This is a genomic window from Marinomonas sp. (assembly GCF_965225885.1).
Classification (GTDB): domain Bacteria; phylum Pseudomonadota; class Gammaproteobacteria; order Pseudomonadales; family Marinomonadaceae; genus Marinomonas.
The window spans coordinates 3,543,791-3,565,635 of record NZ_OZ245329.1 but is presented as its reverse complement, the minus strand read 5'-3'; the positions used below and the strand labels follow the sequence as shown (position 1 = coordinate 3,565,635).

Below are 21,845 nucleotides of genomic sequence, written 5' to 3'. Positions count from 1 at the left end.
AAGAGCGTATTGTTTAAAAAGAAGGTTAAACCGCAGCAACCGAGATGCCGTTACTTTCTTCTTCGTAGGCTTCTAGCTCTATCGCAATACTTTTTGAGGTTGGTGTATTACTGAATTCCCCATGGCTGTCTAGCGGTACTAATGGGTTAGTCTCTGGGTAGTAAGCTGCGATGTTGCCTGCTGGAATACTGTAAGGGACTAGCTTGAATCCGCTAACTTTTCGTTCTACACCATCATCCCAAATTGAGCGCAGTGTAACGCTTTGGCCTTCTTCAAAGCCGAGACGTTGTATATCCGCCGGGTTGATAAACACCACTTTACGTTCGCCTTTAATGCCACGATATCGATCGTTCATACCATAAATAGTGGTGTTGTATTGATCGTGAGAACGCAGAGTTTGCATAATGAGTGTTTTGTCTGACAGCAAATCTTGCGCGCGCTTCGGCAGAATAGACTCAGGTAATACATGAGTGTGGCAAATGGCTTTGCCTGCTGGCGTTTTCCAATTTCGTTCTCTGGCACTGTTGCCAAGATAAAAGCCGCCGTCTTGCAAAATGCGCTGATTGAAGTCTGAGAACCCTGGTACGACGGCCGAAATATGTTCACGAATAATGTCGTAATCGCCGACGGCTTCCATCCAGTCTAATGGAAATTTGCCTAACGTTGCTTCGGCGATTCCAGCCACAATGGCAGGCTCAGATCTTTGCTCTGAGCTTAAAGGCTCCAGCACTCCGCCAGAGGCATGGATCATGCTAAAAGAATCTTCCACTGTGACTTTCTGCTGACCTTTGGCTTGATAGTCGATATCGGTGCGACCAAGGCAAGGCAGGATGATGGCTTCTGTCCCAGTTGTTAGGTGAGAGCGGTTTAGCTTTGTGCTGATTTGTACCGTCAGTTCACATTGCTGTAGAGCGTGTTTGGTGGCTTCTGTGTCGGGTGTCGATGCCGCGAAGTTGCCACCTAGCGCAATAAATACACCGACTTTGCCATCACGCATTGATCTAATTGTGTCCACAACGGCTAGACCATGCTCTTGTGGTGGCGTGAAGTTGAAGTGCTTTTCTAAGGCGTCAAGGAAGGCTTGAGAAGGGCGTTCATTAATGCCCATGGTTCGGTCACCTTGCACATTACTGTGACCACGAACAGGACAAGCGCCAGCGCCAGGTCTGCCAATATTGCCTTTTAGCGCGAGTAAATTGACCATTTCATGGATCATGGCAACTGAATGATGGTGTTGAGTAATGCCCATTGCCCACGTGAGAATGGTGTTGTTTGCTTCGGCATACACGTTGGCGGCGTGAGTAATTTCTTCTTTTGTTAAACCTGATTGATCAATAATGTCTTGCCAAGAGGTTTGCTTAACTTGCTCAAGGTAAGTGTCTAAGCCTTGTGTGTGTTCTTTGATAAACTCGTGATCAAAAACGGCTTGGCCTTGTTGTTGAGCGGCTTCTTCTAAGTCGATGAGCACTTTGACCATGCCACGCACCACGGCCATGTCGCCACCAATTTTAGGGCAGAAGTAGCCAGTGTTGGTAGGCTTGGAGCCATTGGTAAGCATTTCTACTGGGTTTTGAGGATTTTGGAAACGTTCTAAACCTCGTTCGCGCAAAGTATTAAAGGTGAGTAGCTGAGCGCCACGTTGCACAACTTCTTTCAAGGTTTCTAGCATGCGAGGGTGGTTTGTCCCCGGGTTTTGACCAAAAACCAAAACGGCATCTGCGCGTTCAAAATCGTCAATTTCCACCGTGCCTTTGCCGATACCAATGCTGCTGGTGAGGGCATAACCGCTGGCTTCATGACATAAGTTTGAGCAATCTGGAAAGTTATTGGTGCCATAAGCACGCGCAAACAACTGATAAAGAAAAGCGGCTTCGTTGCTTGCTCGTCCAGAAGTATAAAAAGCAACTCTGTTAGCATCGGTTTGTCTTTTCAGTGTGTCGGCGGTTTGCTTATAAGCCTGTTCCCATGAAATCGCTTCGTAATGATCCGTTTCTTTGTTGTAGCGCATAGGTTCAGTGATTCGTCCTTGATATTCAAGAAAGTAATCACTTTGCGTATTTAGCCAAGACACACTGTGTTCCGCCATGAAAGCTGCGTCGACTTTGCGAGAGGTTGCTTCCCAGTTAACGGCTTTAGCGCCGTTTTCACAGAAACGAATCTTTGCTGGGTCGTGTTTTTCACCCCAAGCGCAACCGGGACAGTCAAAGCCATGTGGTTGGTTTGTTTTTAATAAGGTATTGATGTTGCGGACGGCGTTTTCACTTTTTAGCCAATGTTTTGTCGTGCTCTGCAATGCGCCCCAGCCGCCAGCCGGTCCTTTGTATGGCATATAAAAGTCAGTTTTTTTACTCATGGTGTGTTCCTTTCGGCTGTGCTGAAGACGCGAATATTCGTGGTGCATCTTGCTTGGGTAAATGAATTAATGTGAGTCCATAATGTTGAGCGAGTTTGACTGCTAGCGTACTTGGTGATGCTAGGTGGATTAGTCTAGAAAGTCCTACTCGTACGGCTTTTTGAACCAGTTCCGTGCTGCATCGACTCGACATTAAAACACTGTAATTATGTAAGTTTATATCCTGTTGTAGCGCATAGCCAATCACCTTATCTAGGGCATTATGTCGGCCTATGTCTTCCATGCAACAAATGGGTTCGCCTTCTGGAGATATCAATAAGGCAGCATGAACCGCACCGGTTTTGTGCCCTAGTTCTTGGTACTCGGCTAAGCACGACCTTAATGCGATTAAACTTGTTTCGTGTATCGCTTGGCTAGGCTGAAGTGTTGACAGTATTGGAATCGCTTGAGTTAAGGATTCAATTCCACATAAGCCACAACCAGTCGCTCCAAGGTGTGTTTGTCTTCTTTTTTTGAATTGAGAAAATCGACGTGGGCTGAGTTCTAAATTGATTGCGACACTTTCGATGTCTGGTTGCGTTTTTGTGAGCTGTACTGAAATGTCTCGGATGTCATTGATATGTTCAATAATACCCTCGCTGCGAGCAAAACCGATCACAAAGGCTTCTAAATGCACTGGCGTGACCATCATAACGGCGTAAGAAATATCGTTGATGCTAATGGCTAATGGCATTTCTTCAACCAGCTCGGCCGCTTCTAATGGCCTTTGTTCGAGTTGTGGCTGCGCAATATCTTTATGTAACTCTTTGCAGCGGCCAAATGCTTGGCGTCGGTGACTGATAAAAGAAATAGGCGAATGTTGCATGATAGTTGGATCAGTTAATAAATAAGATGTGCTTATAGTACGGAGAGAGATGAAGAGCGTCCAATGCTTTTGCGCTAAGAAAGAGCATGAAAACGACATGAATTCTGAATGAATATTGTTTGTTTAACGAAGAAGCGATATACGATAGGGTTTCAAAGGTTTAAGTATTTCTTTAGCACTTAAAATGCCGTATTCTACCCCGAAAATTTAAGCTTCAAATATCCTTTTTGTATTGGTTTTGTAAAACTATAGGCTTAAAGGGTATGGACTGTGATTATTTGCACTCCAGCAGTGGCAAGGAAAAAGCACATGCTACAAAGTGTGGTTCTGTTTTTGTCATATATCGAGAACGTGCGTAACCAAGATGTTAGCGCATAGTCGGGTTCTCCGTGAGCCACTTTTTGTTTAATGAGTTTTTTATTTATGCAGTTTATTAATCGCCTCTCGCGTTGGGCTTTGTCAGGCCCGCGAGCTTGGTTATCCATTATTTTTGTTGTTTTTATTGTTTTGTTGTTTGTTTATCAGTCTCTTGTATCTCCAGCAGATAATAATCCTAAAGACTATGTGTTACCCAGCTCAATTGGTGTCAGTAATAAAGAGAACATTACTTCTCCTCAAGTCAGTTCGAATACGGATGAAGATAACAATTACGATTCGTTGGTTACGACAGATCCTCTACAAAATGTTGAGAAAGTTACCGCTTCTATTCCGTCGATAGAATACGTTATAAAGTCTGGTGACACCTTGGCGCGTATTTTTGCTCGCTTAGGGTTATCAAGAGATGCCTTGTACTCTGTATTGGAAGCCGATCAGGAATACTTGGTTCTTGAGCCTTTGCTTCCCAATGATAAATTCACTTTTCAATTAGACGAAAACGGTGATTTACTTGAAATCACTCGCCGAATTGATATCAGTAAAAGTGTGTCTTATGTTCAGCATGATGGCGGTGGTTTTAGCTACAAAGAAAACATCAAACCTATTACTTATACGCAAAAAGCGGTGCACAGCAAAATTGTCGGAAACTTTTACCTTTCAGCTAAGAAGGCCGGCTTATCGGATACAAATATTCTAATTATTAATGATGTACTGAAAGGTCGAGTGAATTTTCGCAAAGATCTTCGGGCTAATGATGCCTTTGACTTTGTCATTAAGAGTGGCAGCATTGATGGTGTGAAAGTAGGTGAAGATCAATTAGAAGCGCTTGAAATTACGGTAAAAGGTCAAACATACAGTGCCTTTTTACATTCAGATGGTCGTTTTTATGATTTGGATGGAAATAGTTTAACGCCAGCTTTATTACGCTGGCCAACACGAAAGCATTATCGAATCAGTTCGCCTTTTAATCCTAATCGACTTCACCCAATAACAGGCCATCCTGCACCACATAATGGTGTCGATTTAGCAACGCCCACAGGAACTGAGGTGTTGGCGACAGGTGATGGCGTAGTAACTCGAATAGCGACGCATAAATACGCTGGTAAATACATTGTGATTGATTACACCGGTCCTTATGGCTCGCGCTTTTTACATTTGAGCAAGATATTGGTGAAAAAAGGTCAGAAGGTTAAGCGTGGTCAAGTAATTGCCTTGTCAGGAAATACTGGCCGGACAACTGGCGCCCATTTGCATTATGAATTACACATAAGAGGTCGACCAGTTAACCCGATGACGGCAGAGATTCCTACTACGCAATCGATACCTAAAAAAGATCGAGAAGAGTACGACAAGAATGTAAAGCGCTGGATTCTTTTAATGATAAAAGCTCAGGTAGAATACGAAGATGTTGCTGGTGTTCAATCCGATTCACCAGCAGAGTTGGAATCTACATTAGATTAACATCTAGGCAGCGGTTTCTTCGTTTCTAAGTGTTAGCACTTCATAACCTGTTGGCGTGACTAGAATGGTATGTTCCCATTGGGCGGATAATTTCTTGTCAGCAGTTACGACGGTCCAACCGTCTTTTTTCGTCTTAGTTTTGGCTTTGCCTTGGTTGATCATGGGTTCAATGGTGAAGGTCATGCCTTCTTCCAATGTCATGCCTGTTCCTGCTTTACCGTAATGCAGCACTTGTGGTTCTTCGTGCATTTCTCGGCCAATGCCATGGCCGCAATACTCTTTTACGACTGAGTAACCCTTGCTTTCTGCTAGGGTTTGAACCGCTGCACCAATATCGCCTAAAGTTGCGCCAGGCTTTACTTTCTTGATCCCAGCCCACATCGCCTCATAGGTGGTTTTGACTAAGCGTTTGGCAATAGGGTTGGCGTCGCTCATGACATACATTTTGCTGGAATCGGCGATAAAGCCGTTCTTTTCCAAAGTAATGTCTAGATTGATGATGTCTTTTGCTTTGAGCTTTTGGCTGTCATTTGGCACACCGTGACAAACCACCTCGTTGATAGAGGAGTTGAGGGAAAACTCATAGCCATATTGCCCAAGGCTTGCCGGTCTTGCATCCAAGGTATCGCGAATGAAGTGTTCAACTTGGTTATTTATCTCTAAAGTCGAAATACCTTCTTTGACAAAGTCGTCGAGCATGTGGAATACACTTGCCAATAACTTGCCAGACTCGCGCATGAAGTTGATTTCGGATGGTGTTTTGATGTGAACTTGCATGTTACTTGACGGCTTTCAATGGTGTTTCAGTATTGGCATTAGCCAGTTCATTGGCGATCAATTCAGAAAAAGTGAGGCTGGGATTAAGCTCGGCTAAGCGTCCCATTTTGATCCAGAATTCGGCTTGCGCATTGATAGAGCGCGACATGACATGGCAGCTTTTGCGAATGTCATCGTGAAGTTCGTCGGAGATTTTAATAATACCCATGAGATATGATCCATATATAAAGTGTATATGGATCATATATTCATGGTTTGATCTTTTCAAGTGCTATTTATTGATTGGCTTTTTAGTGAAACAAGTCTTTGATCAGTTTAATACCGGCTTCTTGACCACCTTTGTTGTACGCATCTAGAAGCGCAGAACCAAGGATAGCAATGTCAGCTTTGCCGATCAGTTGCTCTATCTGAGCGCGTTCACGTAAACCAAAACCCACGCCCATGGGGGCGCTGGCGTGCTGTTTGATTTGTGCCAAATACTCATCAAGTGATGTCTGCTTGGCTTTGCCTTCATGGACAGAATGACCCGTAACACCAGAACGAGCGACGCAGTATAGGAACCCGCTTGCTTGGCCTGCTAACATGGCTAATCGTTCTGGCGGTGTTACTGGCGTTACTAACCAAACAGGATCGATACCGTTGGCTTTACAAGCCGCTTGGTAAGTGGCCGATTGTTCAATTGGCAGATCTGGTAGGATCAATCCTAGAATGTTCTCTTCTGCCGCTCGCTTGGCTAACTTGTCTAAGCCAAAGCGGTACATTGGGTTTAAGTAGCTCATTAGAACGATGCGGCTGTCAGGAAAGCTTTTCGCGAGCTTTCCTAGTTGAGACAAGCAGGTTTCTACGTCTAACTTTTGCTCTAATGCTTTATGGCAAGCCGCAACAATACTTGGGCCGTCAGCGACAGGGTCAGAAAAAGGAAATTGCACTTCGATGAAGTCGACGCCTTCCTTCATCAGTCTTTCCATCCAGCTTAAGCTTTCCTCAACACTCGGGTAGCCGTAAACCACGTGCGTCATCGACAAAATAGGTTTTTGTTGACGTTTTTCTTCAATAAAGGTCGCTAATTGGCTCATGCGTTTTGCTCCTTATGGTCAGCGTGGTTAGTTGGGTAAGAAGCAAGGTAGTCGGTTAGAAACTGCGGGAAGGTTTCATCTTGCACCGCTTTTGCTACGTTAAAGATGTCTTTGTCGCCACGACCAGACAAGTTGATGACAATCTTAGTATCTTTCGGTAAGTTCGGCGCGTCTTTAAAAGCACCGGCTAATGCATGGGACGATTCTAGCGCAGGGATAATGCCTTCTTTTTTCAGCAATAACGTACAAGCAGCAATGACGTCATCGTCCATGGCATAGGTCATTTTGATGCGACCAATTTCCGCCAAATGGGCAATGATCGGAGAAACGCCAACATAGTCTAAACCGGCAGCGATAGAGTGGGTTTCTTGCAACTGCCCAGCGGTATCTTGCAGGAACATGGTTGCAAAGCCTTGGGCAATACCTGGTTGGCCAAGGTTATGAGATAAGCGAATAGAGTGCTCGCCAAGCTCTAAACCTTTGCCGCCCGCTTCTACGCCGACCATTTCCACTTCTTTGTCATCAAGGAAGGGTAGGAACAAACCACAAGCGTTTGAACCACCGCCAACACAAGCGTATAGGTGATCCGGGAATTGACCGAATTGCGCGACACTTTGCTCACGAACTTCGTTGCCAATCACAGATTGAAAATAGGCCACCATTTCAGGGAAGGGCGCACAGCCGCAAGAGGTACCAATTAGGTAATGGCTTTCTTCGTGGCTAGAAGACCAGTCACGTAGCGCTTCGTCTAATGCATCGCGTAATGTTTGTGCGCCAGTGGTAACAGGTACAACAGTAGCACCAAGCTGTTTCATCCAGAAAACATTTGGATACTGACGTTCAATGTCTTTTGCGCCCATATAAATAGTACATTCTAGGCCTAAACGCGCTGCGACAAGGGCGGTGGCAATGCCGTGTTGTCCGGCACCCGTTTCCGCAATGACGCGCTTTTTACCCATGCGTTTAACCAATAAGCCTTGGCCAATCACGTTATTCATCTTGTGGGCGCCACTGTGGTTTAAATCTTCACGCTTCAGGTAAATTTGTGCGCCGCCAAAGTGTTCGGTCAAATTTGCACAAAAAGTCAGCGGTGTTGGGCGGCCAGAAAACTGCTGCCATTGTTTATTTAGCTCAGCGAGAAATTCTGGGTCGTTTTTGGCTTCTTCGAACGCATGTAAAATTTGCTGTTGGCTCGAATAAAGGATTTCAGGAATATAGCTACCGCCGTATTGCCCGTAGAAACCGTTCTCGCTTTGCATGACTTGCTCCTAAAATTGCTATTACTCTCTATTAAATGAACTATACCGTTTAGTTAATTTAATGTGATATTGATCGTACGTCAAGTGTTTCCACAACGCGATGTGCCTACCGCTTCTAATGCCTGCTTTGAAGTGTTGTGGTTTTTTACATTTAGGTTGATCTTGGCATGGTTTTTTTAATGCACAATGCTATTAGTGTCTAAATTATTGTACAATGTTAGTTTATTTAAGCATTCTGTAGTAAAGGGATATTATGAATAGTAAACGCTTTAAAACTTCAATGTTTGTGGCTTTTTTTATTTTATTAACTATTATATCGGCTTTTTATGCCTTTTTTGTAATAGTTCAGCATAATAGCGACGCTGAAGATATTAGGATACAGCAAGATATTTATAAAAAGAATCCTGAGTTTTCGGTTTTTTTTGATCAGTATAAATCCGATGCCGAAGCTCAAGGAGACGAGTTAAGTGTGCTTATGTACGCTATAAAGAAGAAAGAAAAAGACATTGCTAAACTGCTTATTAAATCTGGTGTGAATATAGAGAAAGAAAATAAATATGGAAGGACTGCACTCGAATTTGCTTTAGTTAGGAGTAATACTGAATTAATCCGTATCCTGTTAAGTATGGGAGCAACAGCGGATATCAATGAAAGTAATATAGCCGGGAACAGTTATTTATCACTCGCCGCTGAAAATAACGATGTTGAACTAATTAATTTGCTCATAGACAACGGTGCTGAAGTGGATGTGAGCGGCAGTGATAATAGCTTTTCTTTGCGAGTTGCAGTTGAGTCACTAGCTAAAGATAGCGTTTTAGCACTTATATCAAGAGGTGCTGATGTAAACTTTCATAAAAAGAATGAGTCTAATCTTTTTTTTACTCTCTTGGAAAGAGAGCGTTCTTGGTCTGTACCATCGTATACCAAAGAATATAATCTAGAGATAGAAATAGCAGAAATTTTACTCAAAGCTGGTACAGACTTAAGTGCTAAATTTTATACTGATGACTACTATTATTCTTTATTAAACTGGGCGATGAAAAATGACAGATTTGAAATAGAGTATCTTATTCTTAAGTATGGATTTGACCTTAGTTCGGATAGTGATACAAACGCAAATTATCTTATTCATGCTATTTTAGGGCACTCGTACCAGATGGCTGAGTCATTAAAATACTACGGTCCTAACATTCCAATTCATCATCCTGAGCTCGCTATACTATTAATTGAAAAAGGGGGCGATGTTCATGCAAAACTCGGTAGAAGTAGTACATTACATTTAGCTCTAACAAATGATCAGCCAGATGTAGCAAAAATCCTTATTAAGCATGGCGTTAACTTAGATCTGCAAGATAAATATGGTGAAGTTGCATTAATGTATGCAATTAAAAAAGGTTTTTTTGATGTTGTTGATCTTTTGTTAAATAAAGGAGCCAATATAAACTTGGTGGCTAATAATGGTGAAACTTCATTGTCTTACGCGATAGCGCATCAGAATTATGATGTAGCCAGACGACTGATTGATATGGGGGCAAAAGTTAATTTTAGAATAAAAGATAATCTAACTCCTCTGTCTTATGCTGTGTTTGCTAATAATTTTGATATTGCAAAAAAGCTTATAGAGAAAGGCGCTGATGTTAATGGTTCCAAATATTATGAGGTTCTATATTCTCTTTATCCTGAAGAGACGGATTTGTTGTTTTATTCTATTATACATGGATATATTGATATAAGCCGATTGCTTATAGAAAATGGACATGAAGTTAATAATATTGATCCATTGGGTTATACGCCATTAACACAAGTTATTAAAAAAGGTTTTTATAATATTCTCCCGCTTCTAGTTGAAAATGGCGCTAATGTAAATCTTAGAGACTCTAATGGGAAGTGTCCGTTATCTTTAGTAGATAATAAATATACACCCCATCAAGTGAGTGAATTTTTAAGAAAACATGGTGCAACATGTATCTGATTTTAAAAATGATGAACGAGTTACTGGTAAATACTTCACTTGAGATAAGGTATAAATATTTTCTTAGTATAAAAATATTAATGTTGGAGCAAATGGATGGATGTTTTATTGGTCATTGATATGCAAAAGTCGGTGTTTTTAATCCCAAGATTAAATACCGATAACGTCGTTAGTAATATCAACTCTCTCGCTTGTTTTATTCGGGAGAATGGCGGACTGGTTTTGCATGTTCAGCATAATGGGACAGCAGAAGATGGTTTGCTTGAAGGGACTCAAGGCTGGGAAATTATTGATGAGCTTGATGTGCAAGCGGATGATATGAAAATCACTAAGACGGCTTGTGATGCTTTTTACAAAACGGATTTAGCGTCTATTTTGACCTCCTTGAAAGTAGACAATGTGCTTATCACTGGTGCAGCGACAGAGTTTTGTGTCGATACGACGCTAAGATCTTGCTTGAGTAAAGGCTTTAACCTGACAGCGATTTCAGATGCTCATACCACTGCTGATAGGGGGCATTTGTCGGCAACATGTATTGTCGAACATCATAATTGGACATGGGAAAATCTGATCATTCCAGAGGTGAAATTACAAGTCGTTACCACAGCTGAATGGTTAAGTTCTCATTAGAAAATAGTGAAGGTGCTGTGGTCTTGGCTAAGTTAAGGGATTTAAAAGGGTTGGGTCCAAAGTCGGAAGCTTTGCTTTTTGATATTGGAATAACGACAGAAGAAGAGCTCAGGTCACTTGGGCCAGTTCGAGCCTTTATTCGTTTAAAAAAAGAAAGTCGCGTTAATCCTAGCCTGAATTTTCTTTATGCGCTGGTTGGTGCATTAGAGGGTGAGAGTTGGTTAAAGATAGCAAAAAATGAAAAGGCTCGATTACTAATGGAGCTGGACGACTATAAAGAATTAGAAGAGATCCTTAAATTAGAGGAATAAGTCAAACAATATAGAGTTAGATGGATCTGGCTCTTTGATGATTTTAGAGGAAATTATGGCAAGAGGAAGACCCAGTAAAAAAGGCCACATAGTGGAGGCGGCGTGTGGTTTGTTCACTCAACAGGGTTATCAAAGTACCAGTATTGATCAAGTCGTTGTGACAGCTGGCGTGTCTAAACCCACTGTTTATAGTAATTTTCCGACCAAGTTGGTGTTGTGGGAAACGGTGTTAACCTCGTTAACGGAACAAGCGCAAGATGAGATGCAGAAGGTCTTGATGCGTTTACAAACGAAGAAAAATCTCTCGCTTATTTCAGGTTGGATATTGCTTTGGGAGGCTTGGGTTAATAAAGTCGAACGTCTTGCTGTGTATCGTATTTTGCTTGGCGAGCAACATAAAATGTTGCCGTCTACCTTTGCCTTGTTTGCTGAATTTGAAGCCGTGTTGGAGTCGACTTTATTAGTTTGGATTGCTGAGTTTTCCGTATCGCCGATGAATTTCTTTGCGTTAAAAGCGGTTAGTAAAGAAGCGCTTTTGATGCCGGCATTAATGAAACAAACAATGATGGACAAAACTGAACTGGAAAGTCAGCTTGATGAATTGCTAAGAGGTACAATCAATACAAAACAAGCCAAATAGTAGTGACTATTTGGCTTGTTTAATGCCGTTCTAACACGAGCTTAACACTTTTCTAAAAAGTCCTTAGGTGCTTGAATTAAGCCGTGGCGCTTGTTTCTTCAATCACTTCTTCAACGCGTCCTTTTTCCGCCCAGTACATGATACATATAGCGAGTGAGCCCATAATGACAAAGCCACCCGAAATAGGCATCAAGGTGTTGTTGTACATTTGACCTATCACAGTGCCGATACTCATCGACATAATAGATGACACTGAACCAATAACGGCAGAGGCGATACCAGCTACGTGTCCCATTGGTTCCATCGCAAGAGAGTTAACGTTTCCGAATAACAAACCAAAGCAGAAGAACAAAATGGCAGCATAGATTAAGAACATCCATAAGCTGATCGTTACAAAAGCATGTAAAGCAAAGAAAGCAATGGATGCAATCACAACAACGCAGATGGCGCGGAAGGCGATGTATTTCGCACCATGTTTTTCAACGATGCGAGAGTTAATCAAAGAAGAAAAACCCAATACTAAGGCTAATAAGCCGAAGTAAAGTGCGAACAGGTTGCCAGTGTTGAATTGCACCTGAAATATTTGCTGTGAAGAGTTTAAATAGCCAATGAAGCTACCGAAAAATAGTCCCATACAAATGGTGTAGCTCGCCGTGATTCTATTTGTTACTACTTCTTTAAAGCCTTCGTAAAAGCCTTTTTTTGAAAAAGGGATGCGGTTGGATTTTGGCAGGGTTTCTTTTAAACGAAAGCCAATCCAAACAATCAATAACACAGCATAAACAAGATACATCTCAAAAATACCGCGCCAGTCATCGACAAACATAATCGCTTGACCAAGTGTAGGGGCAATAGCTGGAACCAAGACGAAAATCATCATAACCAAAGACATGATGCGAGCCATTTGCGCGCCGTGGTACAAATCACGAACCAGGGATATAGCGGAAATATAAGGCCCGGCAACGCCTAAGCCTTGAATAAAACGACCCAACATCAGCATTTCTAAACTGTCTGCTTGGTAACAGACCACAGTACCAACCAAATACAGCGCAAAGCCACCAAATAGGATAGGACGACGACCTAAGGCGTCGGAAAGTGGGCCACAAATTAATTGCCCCATTGCCAAACCTAAGAACAGCATGCTAATGAGCAATTGTGGTTGGTTTGCGGTTATTGCTTCCAGTTCCTTACCAATAACGCCAAGAGCTGGCAGTAAAGCATCGATGGAAATTGCCGTTATCGACATTAATAGAGCAACTAAAAGTGTGAACTCCTTCGACCCCATGCCGGAAGAAGAGGTATTGTTGTGAGCATTTTCCATATGTTATCCAAAGAAAATATGATGTTTGAAGGGTTATAAGCAAGCGCCGCCCCCTAATAATAGTCGAGTATTATACTCAGGCTTTATAAAACTCAGCTTACAGATATGTGCATAAAATAAGGAAGTATTTGGCTAGCATTTAATTTTGTGATTTTGTTGTTTAATTCATAAGATAGTGAAAAAAGTAATTGTGACTTCTGTTGTTTGGAGAGCGTGTTATGCATAACAGTGAGAAAGAGAAGATAGAGCTTGAGCATCAAGCGGCTAAACTTTTTATGCGTTGTTATGAGCGTAATACGGGCAAGCATATTCGCCATATTTGGCATAATGACCCGATTCGTCCTGATGTGTCTTGTATGCTTGAGGGCGAACGGCTTGATTTAGAAATTGCGCATCTCTACGGTTCAGAAGAAGAGGCGATGGAAATTCTTGGGCGCGATCTCACTTCAGTTACGCGTAATGTCTTGCGTGCTCTGAAAGAAGAGCCTGCTGACGAGAGGTTGCTAAGGTCCTTAAATAAGATTTTAGAAAATAAATCTGGTAAGCAATATGACTCAACAAGAGTCTGGTTGGTGATTCGAAATACGCATCCAGCATGGAGCCAAGCGGATATTAAGGCGCTTGAGCATCTTATTATCATGCCAGTTCCTCATGCTTTCGAGAAGGTTTGGATTCTGGGAGACATAGAAGGTAAAAGTGGTATTGTTCGTATTTACCCATAATCTTAAAGTAATTAACGGCTTTTGTTTTCTGTATCGGGGCGCTTCTTTGCTAGCTCATTGAGTCGTATCTGTTCTGCTTTGTATTTCTTAACAATAATGAGGCCAATGATTAACGCAGCGCAAAAGAAAATGATAGCGAAGGCGCCAAGGGCGACAGTGGCAAGAGAATGCATAGTATTTGTGCTCGATGAAAAATAATTATAAGAAAATGTCTGGTTCAACTTGTTGTAAATGGAATTTTCAATAAAAAAACCGACTATTAAGCCGGTTTTTTTATATCAGTAGTTTGCTTAGTCACATTAACGCGTAGTAAAAACACTTGTCTTTTTATCTAAGCTGTTAACTTGATTATGGATGTCGCGTGTATTGCCTTCAATGCTTTTAATGTAGCTATTGTCGCGTTGAAGTTGCTGCGCAATTTTGTCCATTTCTTCACTCATGTGCACCGCAGTTTTGGCAACCTCTTGAATAGAGCGAGCCATATCAATAGAAGACGCAGAACTTGTCTGTGCGTTTCGCTCAATTTCACGTATAGCCACTTCTGCTTTTTCGCTGAACTCTTCAATGGAGTGCAAGCTTTCTTGACCACTGTGCATGGTTTCGATTGCTGTTTGAGTAGATGATTGAATTGTACTAACGATATCAGTAATTTTGGCCGTCGCATCGACTGTTTTTTCAGCAAGTGAGCGAACTTCGTCTGCAACCACTGAGAAGCCTCGACCCGCCTCACCTGCACGTGCTGCTTCAATGGCTGCGTTTAGTGCGAGAAGGTTGGTTTGATTCGCCAAGTCATTGATCATGCCGATAACGTTGTCGATATCTTTTGATAATTGACCAAGTTCATTTAGTTGCTCACTGGTTTTGTTCACAACGCTAATGGTACTAGAAAGGTTTGATAGAGCACTTTTAATGGTTTCTGCGCCTACTTTTGCAGATTCATAAGTGTGCTGAGACTGGCTACTTAGGTCTTCAGTGGTGCTGGATATGCTCGAAATTGTTGTAGAAATTTCTTCTGTCGCTGCTGCTAGAGAATTTGTTTGCTCACTTACGGAGCGGTTACTCTGTGCAATGTTGGTGACGGAAGTGTTTAGCTCAGTGACCATGTTGTTAACACCTTGAGTGGTATCGACAACTTCACCAATTACCGAGCTTAGGGCTGTCGTCATTTCGTTTACAGAGCTACACAAAGAGTCAAATTCATCATTACGCTTTTTGTTTACATGCAAACGAGCTGTTAGGTCGCCACTTTTTACTTTGCCTAGGTCTTTGATGATTTGATTAAGGGTTTTGTTCACGCTACTGCCAATCCCCATCATCATAAGAGCGGCAATTACTGCAACAACAATACTAACAATGATTAAACTGATACTGGCTTGTTTTGAGCTAGCAGACGCTTGTTGACGTGCTTCTAAGACTGCTTTTTGCATATACTCGACAGCTGTCAAACGCGTTTGACCAAAAATTGTTTTTTGTTCTGTAAATTGTGATTGTAGAACGATAAGTTTCTGATTTTCTTTGTCAAAAGTTTCTACAGCAGCAAAGTACTTATTGATTACTTCTCCAAAGCGCTCTTCTAGACCAAAGTTAGTAACACGTTTATAGAACTTATCATAACGTTCCATAAAGGCTGCTTTGTTAGCTGGAACGGGTTCAAAGATAAAGTTCTTTTTGGCTTCTCGAACGGGTAAAAATTCTTGTTTTACTAAACTTAAGAAAGAAATTTCTTCTGTTACTTTTTCACCTAGTTGAGAAATTTCACCTTTAAGACCTGAAGAGCCATTAAAACCTACTTTTTGCTTCTGAGTAACCAATAGGATTAATGCGTCACTATAGTCTTTTAAAGAAGCAGTAATGCTCTCAATATTTTTCTTCGCTTCTGGGTCTTGAAGAAGGTTCAAGTCTTTTTCAAGTGTTGTCATGAAACTTTCATGATTAACTTTTAGTGTTTCAACGAAGCCTTCATAGGTGCTGTTATCAATGCTAGAGAGTGACTCGTATTCTTCCATTAAGGTAATGACGAGGGAGGCGAGGTCTTTATCTACAGTGGTTAGGCGATCAAACTTTGAAGAGGAGGTATCTTGTACATTCAATCCTTGTAAAGCAACGGCAGTTACAACAATGAACCCAAGAATGGCTGCAATAAGTAGAGAGAGTAGCTTGGTACGGAAACTAAGATTTGCCAACATATTATGTCCTGCACTTATTATTATAGGTTTAACCGATACGGATAGACATTATGATAGGGGACAATATGTACTCTATCTTTATATGTTTTTGATGTCTATCAACGCTTTACAAAAAATTACTCATGTATTCTATTTCTAATATGACCTTATTTGCAATTAATTGACATAAAAATATGCTTTTATTTGCAGATGATGTGGGCGATTTTACATTTTGATTAGTGTCTTAAAAATGAGTGTTCCTAAAAATCATGAGGACTTAACCAGACTTGAATTTTTTGGTTTCCAAGATAAGTTATCTTGCCTGAATAGCGTGCTATGCCGCTGGAACTAAATTCAAATTTATAGGTTCTTTGGATTTTAAACTCTCCATTCCGCCAAACTGGTTTCCATCCTGAGCCTGCCACACTGTCTTCTAGTAGTTGTAAGTTAAGTGATTCGCAGTGCTGTTTGGCTTGTATTAATGCTTGTTCTCTAATCGATGTGTTTTGCCACCATGAATAAATTGCTGTGGCGAGGATGAGCAAAATGACGATGTCGGAAAGTTGTAAGTTCATTTATGCCAGCTATTGGTTGTTGAGGTGAAAAAGCGATCATACATCATAGCGAATGGTGGCTAGAAAAAAATAGTTTCTGGAAAGAAATACGTGGCTACCTCCAAGCAGGAGAGAAAGGAGAGGTAGCCACGGTCTTCACGCTATTTAGAGCAAGTCGTAAAATTATCTCATTGATTAAAGGCTAAATTTGGGCATTCGGGGCAGCGAATGTGTGGGTAAACCAAATTTGAGTCGTAGCTTCAATCTAATGGCCAGTCAGGCGATAATTTAGGCGGCTTCTACTGCTCTTTCTGCGTAAAGTTGGATAACCCACTGCTCGATACGTTGATCAGTGAGTTCAAACTGTTGGTCTTCATCAATCGCTAAGCCGACAAAGAACTCTTTGCTATCTACACAAGCTCTAGAGGCTTCAAATTCATAGCCTTCTGTAGGCCATTGGCCAATAAAGGTGGCGTTAGTTGGTAATAATTTTTCATATAACCAGCCTACAGCGTCGACGAAATAATCGCCGTAGCCAAATTGGTCACCCAGCCCATATAGTGCGATGACGGTATCTTCAAGGGCGAGCTCAGCCAGACTGTCTCCGATATCTTCCCAGTCTGATTGAATGCCACCAAAGTCCCAAGTCGGAATGCCTAAAATAAGCATGGAATATTGTTCAAGTTGGCTAAGCTCGATGTCTTTTATGTTAAATATGTCTACTTGTTCGCCAAGTTCTTCCCATTGTTTGGCAATTTTATGGCCAACTTCTTCTGTATTATTTGTGTCTGTGCCGTAAATAAGGGCGATGGTTGATTGAGCCATGTGATGCCTTAACTTCCTATAATTTAGTGAATTTGTCCGTATTGGTGACTGCTGACACCAAAGTGTTGAATAAATGCCGCTTCAAATTGATCTTCTGAAAATCCACTTTGAGCGACGATATGAGGTTTTGCCGTAGGGTTTTGTCTTAGTTGGGCCGCCGCAAATTTGATCCGGCTTTGGGTGCAGTAGCTTTCAATGGATTGTCCAACAATAAGGTTAAAGCCAATGGCGAGAGCTTCTGTATTAAGCCCAACTTGTTGCGCTAGATGTTTCATGTTTAGAGTGTCGTATTCAGGTGTTTCTATTAGGTTCTGTGCATGAAAAAGTTTGCTCTGGCATTCTTCGCATTGTGATAAATAGCTCAACATTTGCAACTGCTCGATCAGAGTAAATATGGCTGAATAGAGGTGCCCCGCGAGGCTTATTGAATGACTTTTATGTGCCAGTATTGGCTCAATGACGGTGAGAGTTCTTTCTGTAATAGGAAGCTGAATAACAGCGTTTTTATTACCCAGTTTTTCACCCATAGCCATAAAATGCTGGATTATTTGATCTTCAGTTTCACCGAGTACGGCGGCAAGGTGGGCCGGGCTAATACGAGTTTGTAGTAGGCTATGTTCATCGCCTTTAGTCATTACAATATGACTGCTAATATTCTGCGGTTGATACGAAATTTGCACAGAGTGTATATCTTTTGCTGTGTTTATTGGTCCCGTTCCTAAGAAAGAAAAATACAGTCCAGATTGTGCTTCTTCATGAAATGAGACATCTGCATTGCTACTTAAGTGTTGATTAAGTAAGTGCAAATTTGGAAGTAGGGCAAGCAGTTTTTTATGGCCGGATAGCCATGCCGCTAACGCTTCTTTGATATTTCCTGCATTGTCATACACATCGCGCATATTTAGTTGCATTGTATGTTGCCTTCATTTTGATAATGGTTATCATTAGAGGCTTTTTTGTTTCTTGATGCAAGTGATTCTCATTAAAATTTTTATATGAGAATCACTTTTTTGATATTTTTATCTGATGCATTGTTAAGAAGGATTAATCTAAGTAGTCCGTTCTATTGAGGCCATATTTCTGCATTTTCTGATTTAATGTTCTTCGTGGCAGTTGAAGCTGTTCTAAGACCAGTTGAATGTTGCCTTTTTGCTGTCGGATACTGGCCTCAATTAGGCTGCGCTCAAATTCTTGTACCTTTACGCTGAGTGGCAGCGGTGTGATGGTGTCTATATCGTCTTGAGCTTGGTAACCTGCCAATATTTTTGCCACACTTGTATTGGGTTCAAGTGCATAGCGTAGCGCGACGTTTCTAAGTTCACGAACATTTCCAGGCCATCCATATAAGGTCAATGTTTCATGATCGATTGGACTAAGTTGTCTAAAATCTCCCCCACGCTCTTTTACTGCGTTGCGACAAAAATGTTCAAAAAGCAATGGGACATCGGATCCTCGGTTACGCAAATCTGGGAGGTGTATTTGTGATACATTCAGCCGGAAGAATAAGTCTTGTCTGAAATTTTCGAGAGTTTGTAGGTCACTCTTGGCAGCGGCAACGACTCTGAGATCTATCTTTATTGTATTGTTGCTACCGACTCGTTCGAGTTGGTTCTCTTGCAGGACTCGTAATAATTTTATTTGCATTGCTAGTGGCATGCTTTCTATTTCATCGAGAAATAAAGTGCCGCCACTGGCATGCTCAAGTTTACCGATTCTTTGCTTGTTGGCACTGGTGAAGGCGCCAGCTTCATGGCCGAATAGCTCGCTTTCAAACAGGTCTGCTGGGATGGCTGCGCAATTAATGGCAACAAAGGGATGGGTACTTCTTGGGCTGCAGTCGTGTAACGCTTTGGCCACTAATTCTTTACCACAACCGGTTTTTCCATAAACAATGACATGAGTATCCATACTGGCGAAGGTGCGTATTTGCTGCCTGACACGGACAATTTGCTCATTTTTACCAATAATGGTTTCTTCTAAGCCGTGTAAATCACCAAGGTATTGTGATTGATTAGCATGTTGAAGTTGAACCGCTCTTAGCTGAACGGCTTTTTCGACGGTTTGTAGAAGTCTATTTGGGTCGAAGGGCTTTTCAAGAAAATCAAAAGCTCCATCACGCAAAGCATTGACGGCAGTATCGACGTCGCCATGTCCGGTAATAAGAATAAATGGAAGCTCGGGTTCTTTGGATAGGCAGTCGCTCATTAACGTTAAGCCGTCGATTGGTGTCATGCGGATATCGCTGACGATAATGCAAGCTAATCCAACGTCAAACTGCCCGATCAGTTCTTGGGCTTCTTGAAACTCTCTTACCTCATAATTGGATAAGCGCAGCCACTGGGCAGTGGTTGAGCGAACGATGTCGTCGTCATCGAGTAGCCAGATTTCAATGTGATGGTTGGTGTTACTCTTTTCCATATTAAGCCTTTAACAGTGTTAAGCGGAATACAAGTGTCGAGTTATCATCATGGCTTGCTTTTAAAGCGCCATTCATATCTTTTGCTAGGTTTGCGCTGATGGCAAGACCTAAACCTAAGCCTTTTCCGATGGGTTTGGTAGTAAAGAAAGGTTCAAAAATATGAGTAAGCTGAGCTTTTTCAATGCCTGGCCCATTGTCTTGATAACTTATGGTTATTTGTTCATCGTGTGTTTCTAGGGAAATTTTAATGTTTGGAGTGATTTTTAGTTCTGCGCAGGCTTGAACCGAATTACTAATCAAATTGGAAAATATTCTTTCTAATCGAGTAGGCTCGGCGATAACTTCGTCTAAATCGTTGAATGCTATTTCCCAATGGACGTTATTGACGTCATCACCAAGGCTTTCAATAGCCCGTTCTACTGAGCTTTTTATAGAGGTTGACGCAAGCTGTTCAGGTCGTCTATAAGCAAGTACTTTTAGCTCGCTGGTTAGTTTTTGCATTCTTACAACGAGAGATTCTAGGTCGATGAGAGTTTTTAGTGCTTGTTCTGAATCTTGACGCTTAAGTAAAAGTTCTGCGGAGTAGGCTAATGTTCTTATGCCTGTTAGTGGCTGGTTCAGCTCATGAGCGATGGCCGTCGACATTTGTCCTATGGCGGCGAGTTTTTCTGCTCTTAATAGCTCTTTTTGTGCCGCTTCTAATGCTTTTGTTCGTTCTAATACACGTTCTTCAAGGCGAGTATTTGCATCAAGTAAATTTAATTCTGCTCTTTTACGTTTGCTTATGTCGAGTAAGGTGACTAAGTAGCCCTGTGAATCGCTCCATTTTAAAGAAGACACAGAGAGCAATGCTGGGAAAACCTGACCATTTTCTTTTTGTAGGACAACTTCTTGTTCTAATAAATTTTCTGCGAATGTACTTCCCGCGACTTCTTGTATTTGTAGGGATTTGATAAAAGCTAATGCGATTTGGTTCTCTGGGCAATCAGGTAGGAATTCATATAAATAATGGCTGTTAAGTTCTGCTCTTTGTCCAAAGTAGCGCAGCCCCATAGGGTTTACAAAAGATATTTCTCCACGTTTTGTTAGCTGTAAAAGTCCTACGTGAGTATTTTCAATCAGGACTCGCTGGCGCTGAGCACTATTGGCAATGAGTATTTCGTTTTCTAATTTTGACGCGATTTTTAGGGCGCGTTCTCGACGATAAAGCCAAAAAAGAAATATCAGAGCAAAAAAACCTAGGCTAATAAAAGCGATATTTTGAGCTTTTTTCTGAATGCCTTTTAAATTTGATAAATAATGAATTTGCCATTTTAGGTCATCTAAAGTGACATTCTGTAAAAGGTAGTTTTCATTGTTTAGATGGTAAATTTTAGAACGCGTATTATTTAAAAATTGAACATCTGTATGGTCATCTAACCAATTACTGACTAACAGGCGATTTAATTTACTGGCTAAAAAGATGAGGCTATTTTGGTCTGTCATGACGACGAGATCGTCGAGAAGATTCCAACGTTCAATCAAGTCACTAACATTAATTCGCACTGCGACAGCACCTGCTAGTCCTGTTTTAGTATAAACAGGTGCCAATACAAGGTGTGCTGAATGATATTGTTTGGGGTTATAGCCAGATACGAGGATGTATTCTCCTTGTTGTTCTTTTAGCACATTGCTTAAGTCTGTTTTGCTAAAGTAGTCGTCCAAATTGAAATTAGGGGATTGTTCGCTGGATACCAGAAGATCTCCTTGCGCTGACAGAATGAACCAATCTTGTGTTTTGGATACATGGGTCAAATCTTCTAATTGTCGCTGCAGTCGCTGTCTTAAAGCTGGATCTTTAGGGGTGTTCATAAAGGCTAGCAGAGTAGGGTTATCAGCCAGAGCATAGGGAAGAATATGGTAGTTTTTTAATTCGTTGCGTAATTCGATAACGTAATCAAGTAGTTTATCTTGTCCTTCAGAGTGCTTGTCAATAATGAGCGCTTGATAGGCAATGGTGTTTACACCAAAGAATAGCAGGGTAAGTAGAGTACATCCGAAGGTAAGAAAGAAAAGACGATGCTTACGGAATTGTGAAATCAAAGAGAGTCTCGCGAGCCTTTTATGTTCAGCCAGTTTTA

The 21,845-nt window shown here is 41.5% G+C and carries 20 protein-coding genes; 6 read left to right on the top strand and 14 right to left on the bottom strand.

Going from position 1 to position 21,845, the window contains the following annotated elements:
* Nucleotides 1-25: 25 nt before the first annotated feature.
* Together ACO05V_RS16945 and fdhD are read right to left on the bottom strand one after the other, a co-directional pair.
* Nucleotides 26-2,353: an FdhF/YdeP family oxidoreductase gene (locus ACO05V_RS16945; protein ID WP_421854183.1), complete on the bottom strand. Its 2,328-nt coding sequence runs from the start codon at nt 2,351-2,353 to the stop codon at nt 26-28.
* The gene (fdhD, locus tag ACO05V_RS16940) at nt 2,346-3,218 is read right to left on the bottom strand and encodes a formate dehydrogenase accessory sulfurtransferase FdhD (RefSeq protein WP_421854180.1); all 873 of its coding nucleotides are present in this window, start codon (nt 3,216-3,218) and stop codon (nt 2,346-2,348) included. Before fdhD ends, ACO05V_RS16945 begins: the two co-directional genes overlap by 8 nt.
* Before the next feature lie 423 nt (nt 3,219-3,641).
* Here fdhD and ACO05V_RS16935 point away from each other — a divergent pair, with 423 nt between their 5' ends.
* Entirely contained in the window at nt 3,642-5,054 is a 1,413-nt protein-coding gene (locus ACO05V_RS16935) for a peptidoglycan DD-metalloendopeptidase family protein (RefSeq protein ID WP_421854177.1), read from the top strand.
* Between the two features lie 3 nt (nt 5,055-5,057).
* Here the strand turns inward: ACO05V_RS16935 and map are convergent, their stop codons facing one another.
* The 4 genes from map to trpB form a co-directional block, all read right to left on the bottom strand.
* Nucleotides 5,058-5,831, bottom strand: coding sequence for a type I methionyl aminopeptidase (gene map, locus ACO05V_RS16930; RefSeq protein ID WP_421854174.1), 774 nt, complete (start codon nt 5,829-5,831; stop codon nt 5,058-5,060).
* A gap of 1 nt (nt 5,832) precedes the next feature.
* Nucleotides 5,833-6,039: a ParD-like family protein gene (locus ACO05V_RS16925; RefSeq protein WP_100188612.1), complete on the bottom strand. Its 207-nt coding sequence runs from the start codon at nt 6,037-6,039 to the stop codon at nt 5,833-5,835.
* Nucleotides 6,040-6,121: 82 nt separating this feature from the next.
* Complete coding sequence (gene trpA / locus ACO05V_RS16920; RefSeq protein WP_421854171.1) at nt 6,122-6,907, bottom strand: tryptophan synthase subunit alpha; 786 nt, start codon at nt 6,905-6,907, stop codon at nt 6,122-6,124.
* Nucleotides 6,904-8,166 carry a tryptophan synthase subunit beta gene (gene trpB / locus ACO05V_RS16915; protein WP_421854168.1) on the bottom strand — a complete coding sequence of 421 codons (1,263 nt, stop codon included), beginning with the start codon at nt 8,164-8,166 and terminating at the stop codon, nt 6,904-6,906. Before trpB ends, trpA begins: the two co-directional genes overlap by 4 nt.
* A gap of 253 nt (nt 8,167-8,419) precedes the next feature.
* Between trpB and ACO05V_RS16910 the strand changes: the two genes are divergently transcribed.
* From ACO05V_RS16910 to ACO05V_RS16895, 4 genes are all read left to right on the top strand, one after another.
* Nucleotides 8,420-10,138 (top strand): ankyrin repeat domain-containing protein, encoded by a 1,719-nt coding sequence (locus tag ACO05V_RS16910; protein ID WP_421854165.1) that lies wholly within the window; start codon nt 8,420-8,422, stop codon nt 10,136-10,138.
* 96 nt (nt 10,139-10,234) lie between these two features.
* A complete protein-coding gene (locus tag ACO05V_RS16905; RefSeq protein WP_421854162.1) occupies nt 10,235-10,768 on the top strand; it encodes an isochorismatase family protein in 534 nt (177 codons plus the stop codon).
* A 23-nt stretch (nt 10,769-10,791) separates the two neighbouring features.
* Nucleotides 10,792-11,079 (top strand): TfoX/Sxy family DNA transformation protein, encoded by a 288-nt coding sequence (locus ACO05V_RS16900; protein WP_421854159.1) that lies wholly within the window; start codon nt 10,792-10,794, stop codon nt 11,077-11,079.
* 37 nt (nt 11,080-11,116) lie between these two features.
* Nucleotides 11,117-11,719: a TetR/AcrR family transcriptional regulator gene (locus tag ACO05V_RS16895; protein WP_421857002.1), complete on the top strand. Its 603-nt coding sequence runs from the start codon at nt 11,117-11,119 to the stop codon at nt 11,717-11,719.
* A 76-nt stretch (nt 11,720-11,795) separates the two neighbouring features.
* On the opposite strand, the gene ACO05V_RS16890 is transcribed toward ACO05V_RS16895, so the two are convergent.
* Nucleotides 11,796-13,040: a multidrug effflux MFS transporter gene (locus tag ACO05V_RS16890; RefSeq protein WP_421854156.1), complete on the bottom strand. Its 1,245-nt coding sequence runs from the start codon at nt 13,038-13,040 to the stop codon at nt 11,796-11,798.
* Nucleotides 13,041-13,258: 218 nt separating this feature from the next.
* Between ACO05V_RS16890 and ACO05V_RS16885 the strand changes: the two genes are divergently transcribed.
* Nucleotides 13,259-13,762 (top strand): hypothetical protein, encoded by a 504-nt coding sequence (locus ACO05V_RS16885; protein ID WP_421854153.1) that lies wholly within the window; start codon nt 13,259-13,261, stop codon nt 13,760-13,762.
* Between the two features lie 11 nt (nt 13,763-13,773).
* On the opposite strand, the gene ACO05V_RS16880 is transcribed toward ACO05V_RS16885, so the two are convergent.
* The 7 genes from ACO05V_RS16880 to ACO05V_RS16850 all read right to left on the bottom strand — a co-directional run bounded on the left by ACO05V_RS16880 (nt 13,774) and on the right by ACO05V_RS16850 (nt 21,807).
* Nucleotides 13,774-13,935: a hypothetical protein gene (locus ACO05V_RS16880; protein ID WP_421854150.1), complete on the bottom strand. Its 162-nt coding sequence runs from the start codon at nt 13,933-13,935 to the stop codon at nt 13,774-13,776.
* Nucleotides 13,936-14,061: 126 nt separating this feature from the next.
* A complete protein-coding gene (locus ACO05V_RS16875) occupies nt 14,062-15,948 on the bottom strand; it encodes a methyl-accepting chemotaxis protein (RefSeq protein ID WP_421854147.1) in 1,887 nt (628 codons plus the stop codon).
* 239 nt (nt 15,949-16,187) lie between these two features.
* Nucleotides 16,188-16,502, bottom strand: a complete 315-nt coding sequence (locus tag ACO05V_RS16870; RefSeq protein WP_421854144.1) for a DUF3301 domain-containing protein — start codon at nt 16,500-16,502, stop codon at nt 16,188-16,190.
* A gap of 267 nt (nt 16,503-16,769) precedes the next feature.
* The gene (locus ACO05V_RS16865) at nt 16,770-17,306 is read right to left on the bottom strand and encodes a flavodoxin (RefSeq protein WP_421854142.1); all 537 of its coding nucleotides are present in this window, start codon (nt 17,304-17,306) and stop codon (nt 16,770-16,772) included.
* Nucleotides 17,307-17,329: 23 nt separating this feature from the next.
* Entirely contained in the window at nt 17,330-18,217 is an 888-nt protein-coding gene (locus ACO05V_RS16860; RefSeq protein WP_421854139.1) for an AraC family transcriptional regulator, read from the bottom strand.
* Between the two features lie 133 nt (nt 18,218-18,350).
* Complete coding sequence (locus tag ACO05V_RS16855) at nt 18,351-19,724, bottom strand: sigma-54-dependent transcriptional regulator (protein ID WP_421854136.1); 1,374 nt, start codon at nt 19,722-19,724, stop codon at nt 18,351-18,353.
* 1 nt (nt 19,725) lies between these two features.
* A complete protein-coding gene (locus ACO05V_RS16850; protein ID WP_421854133.1) occupies nt 19,726-21,807 on the bottom strand; it encodes a PAS domain-containing sensor histidine kinase in 2,082 nt (693 codons plus the stop codon).
* Nucleotides 21,808-21,845 lie beyond the last annotated feature (38 nt).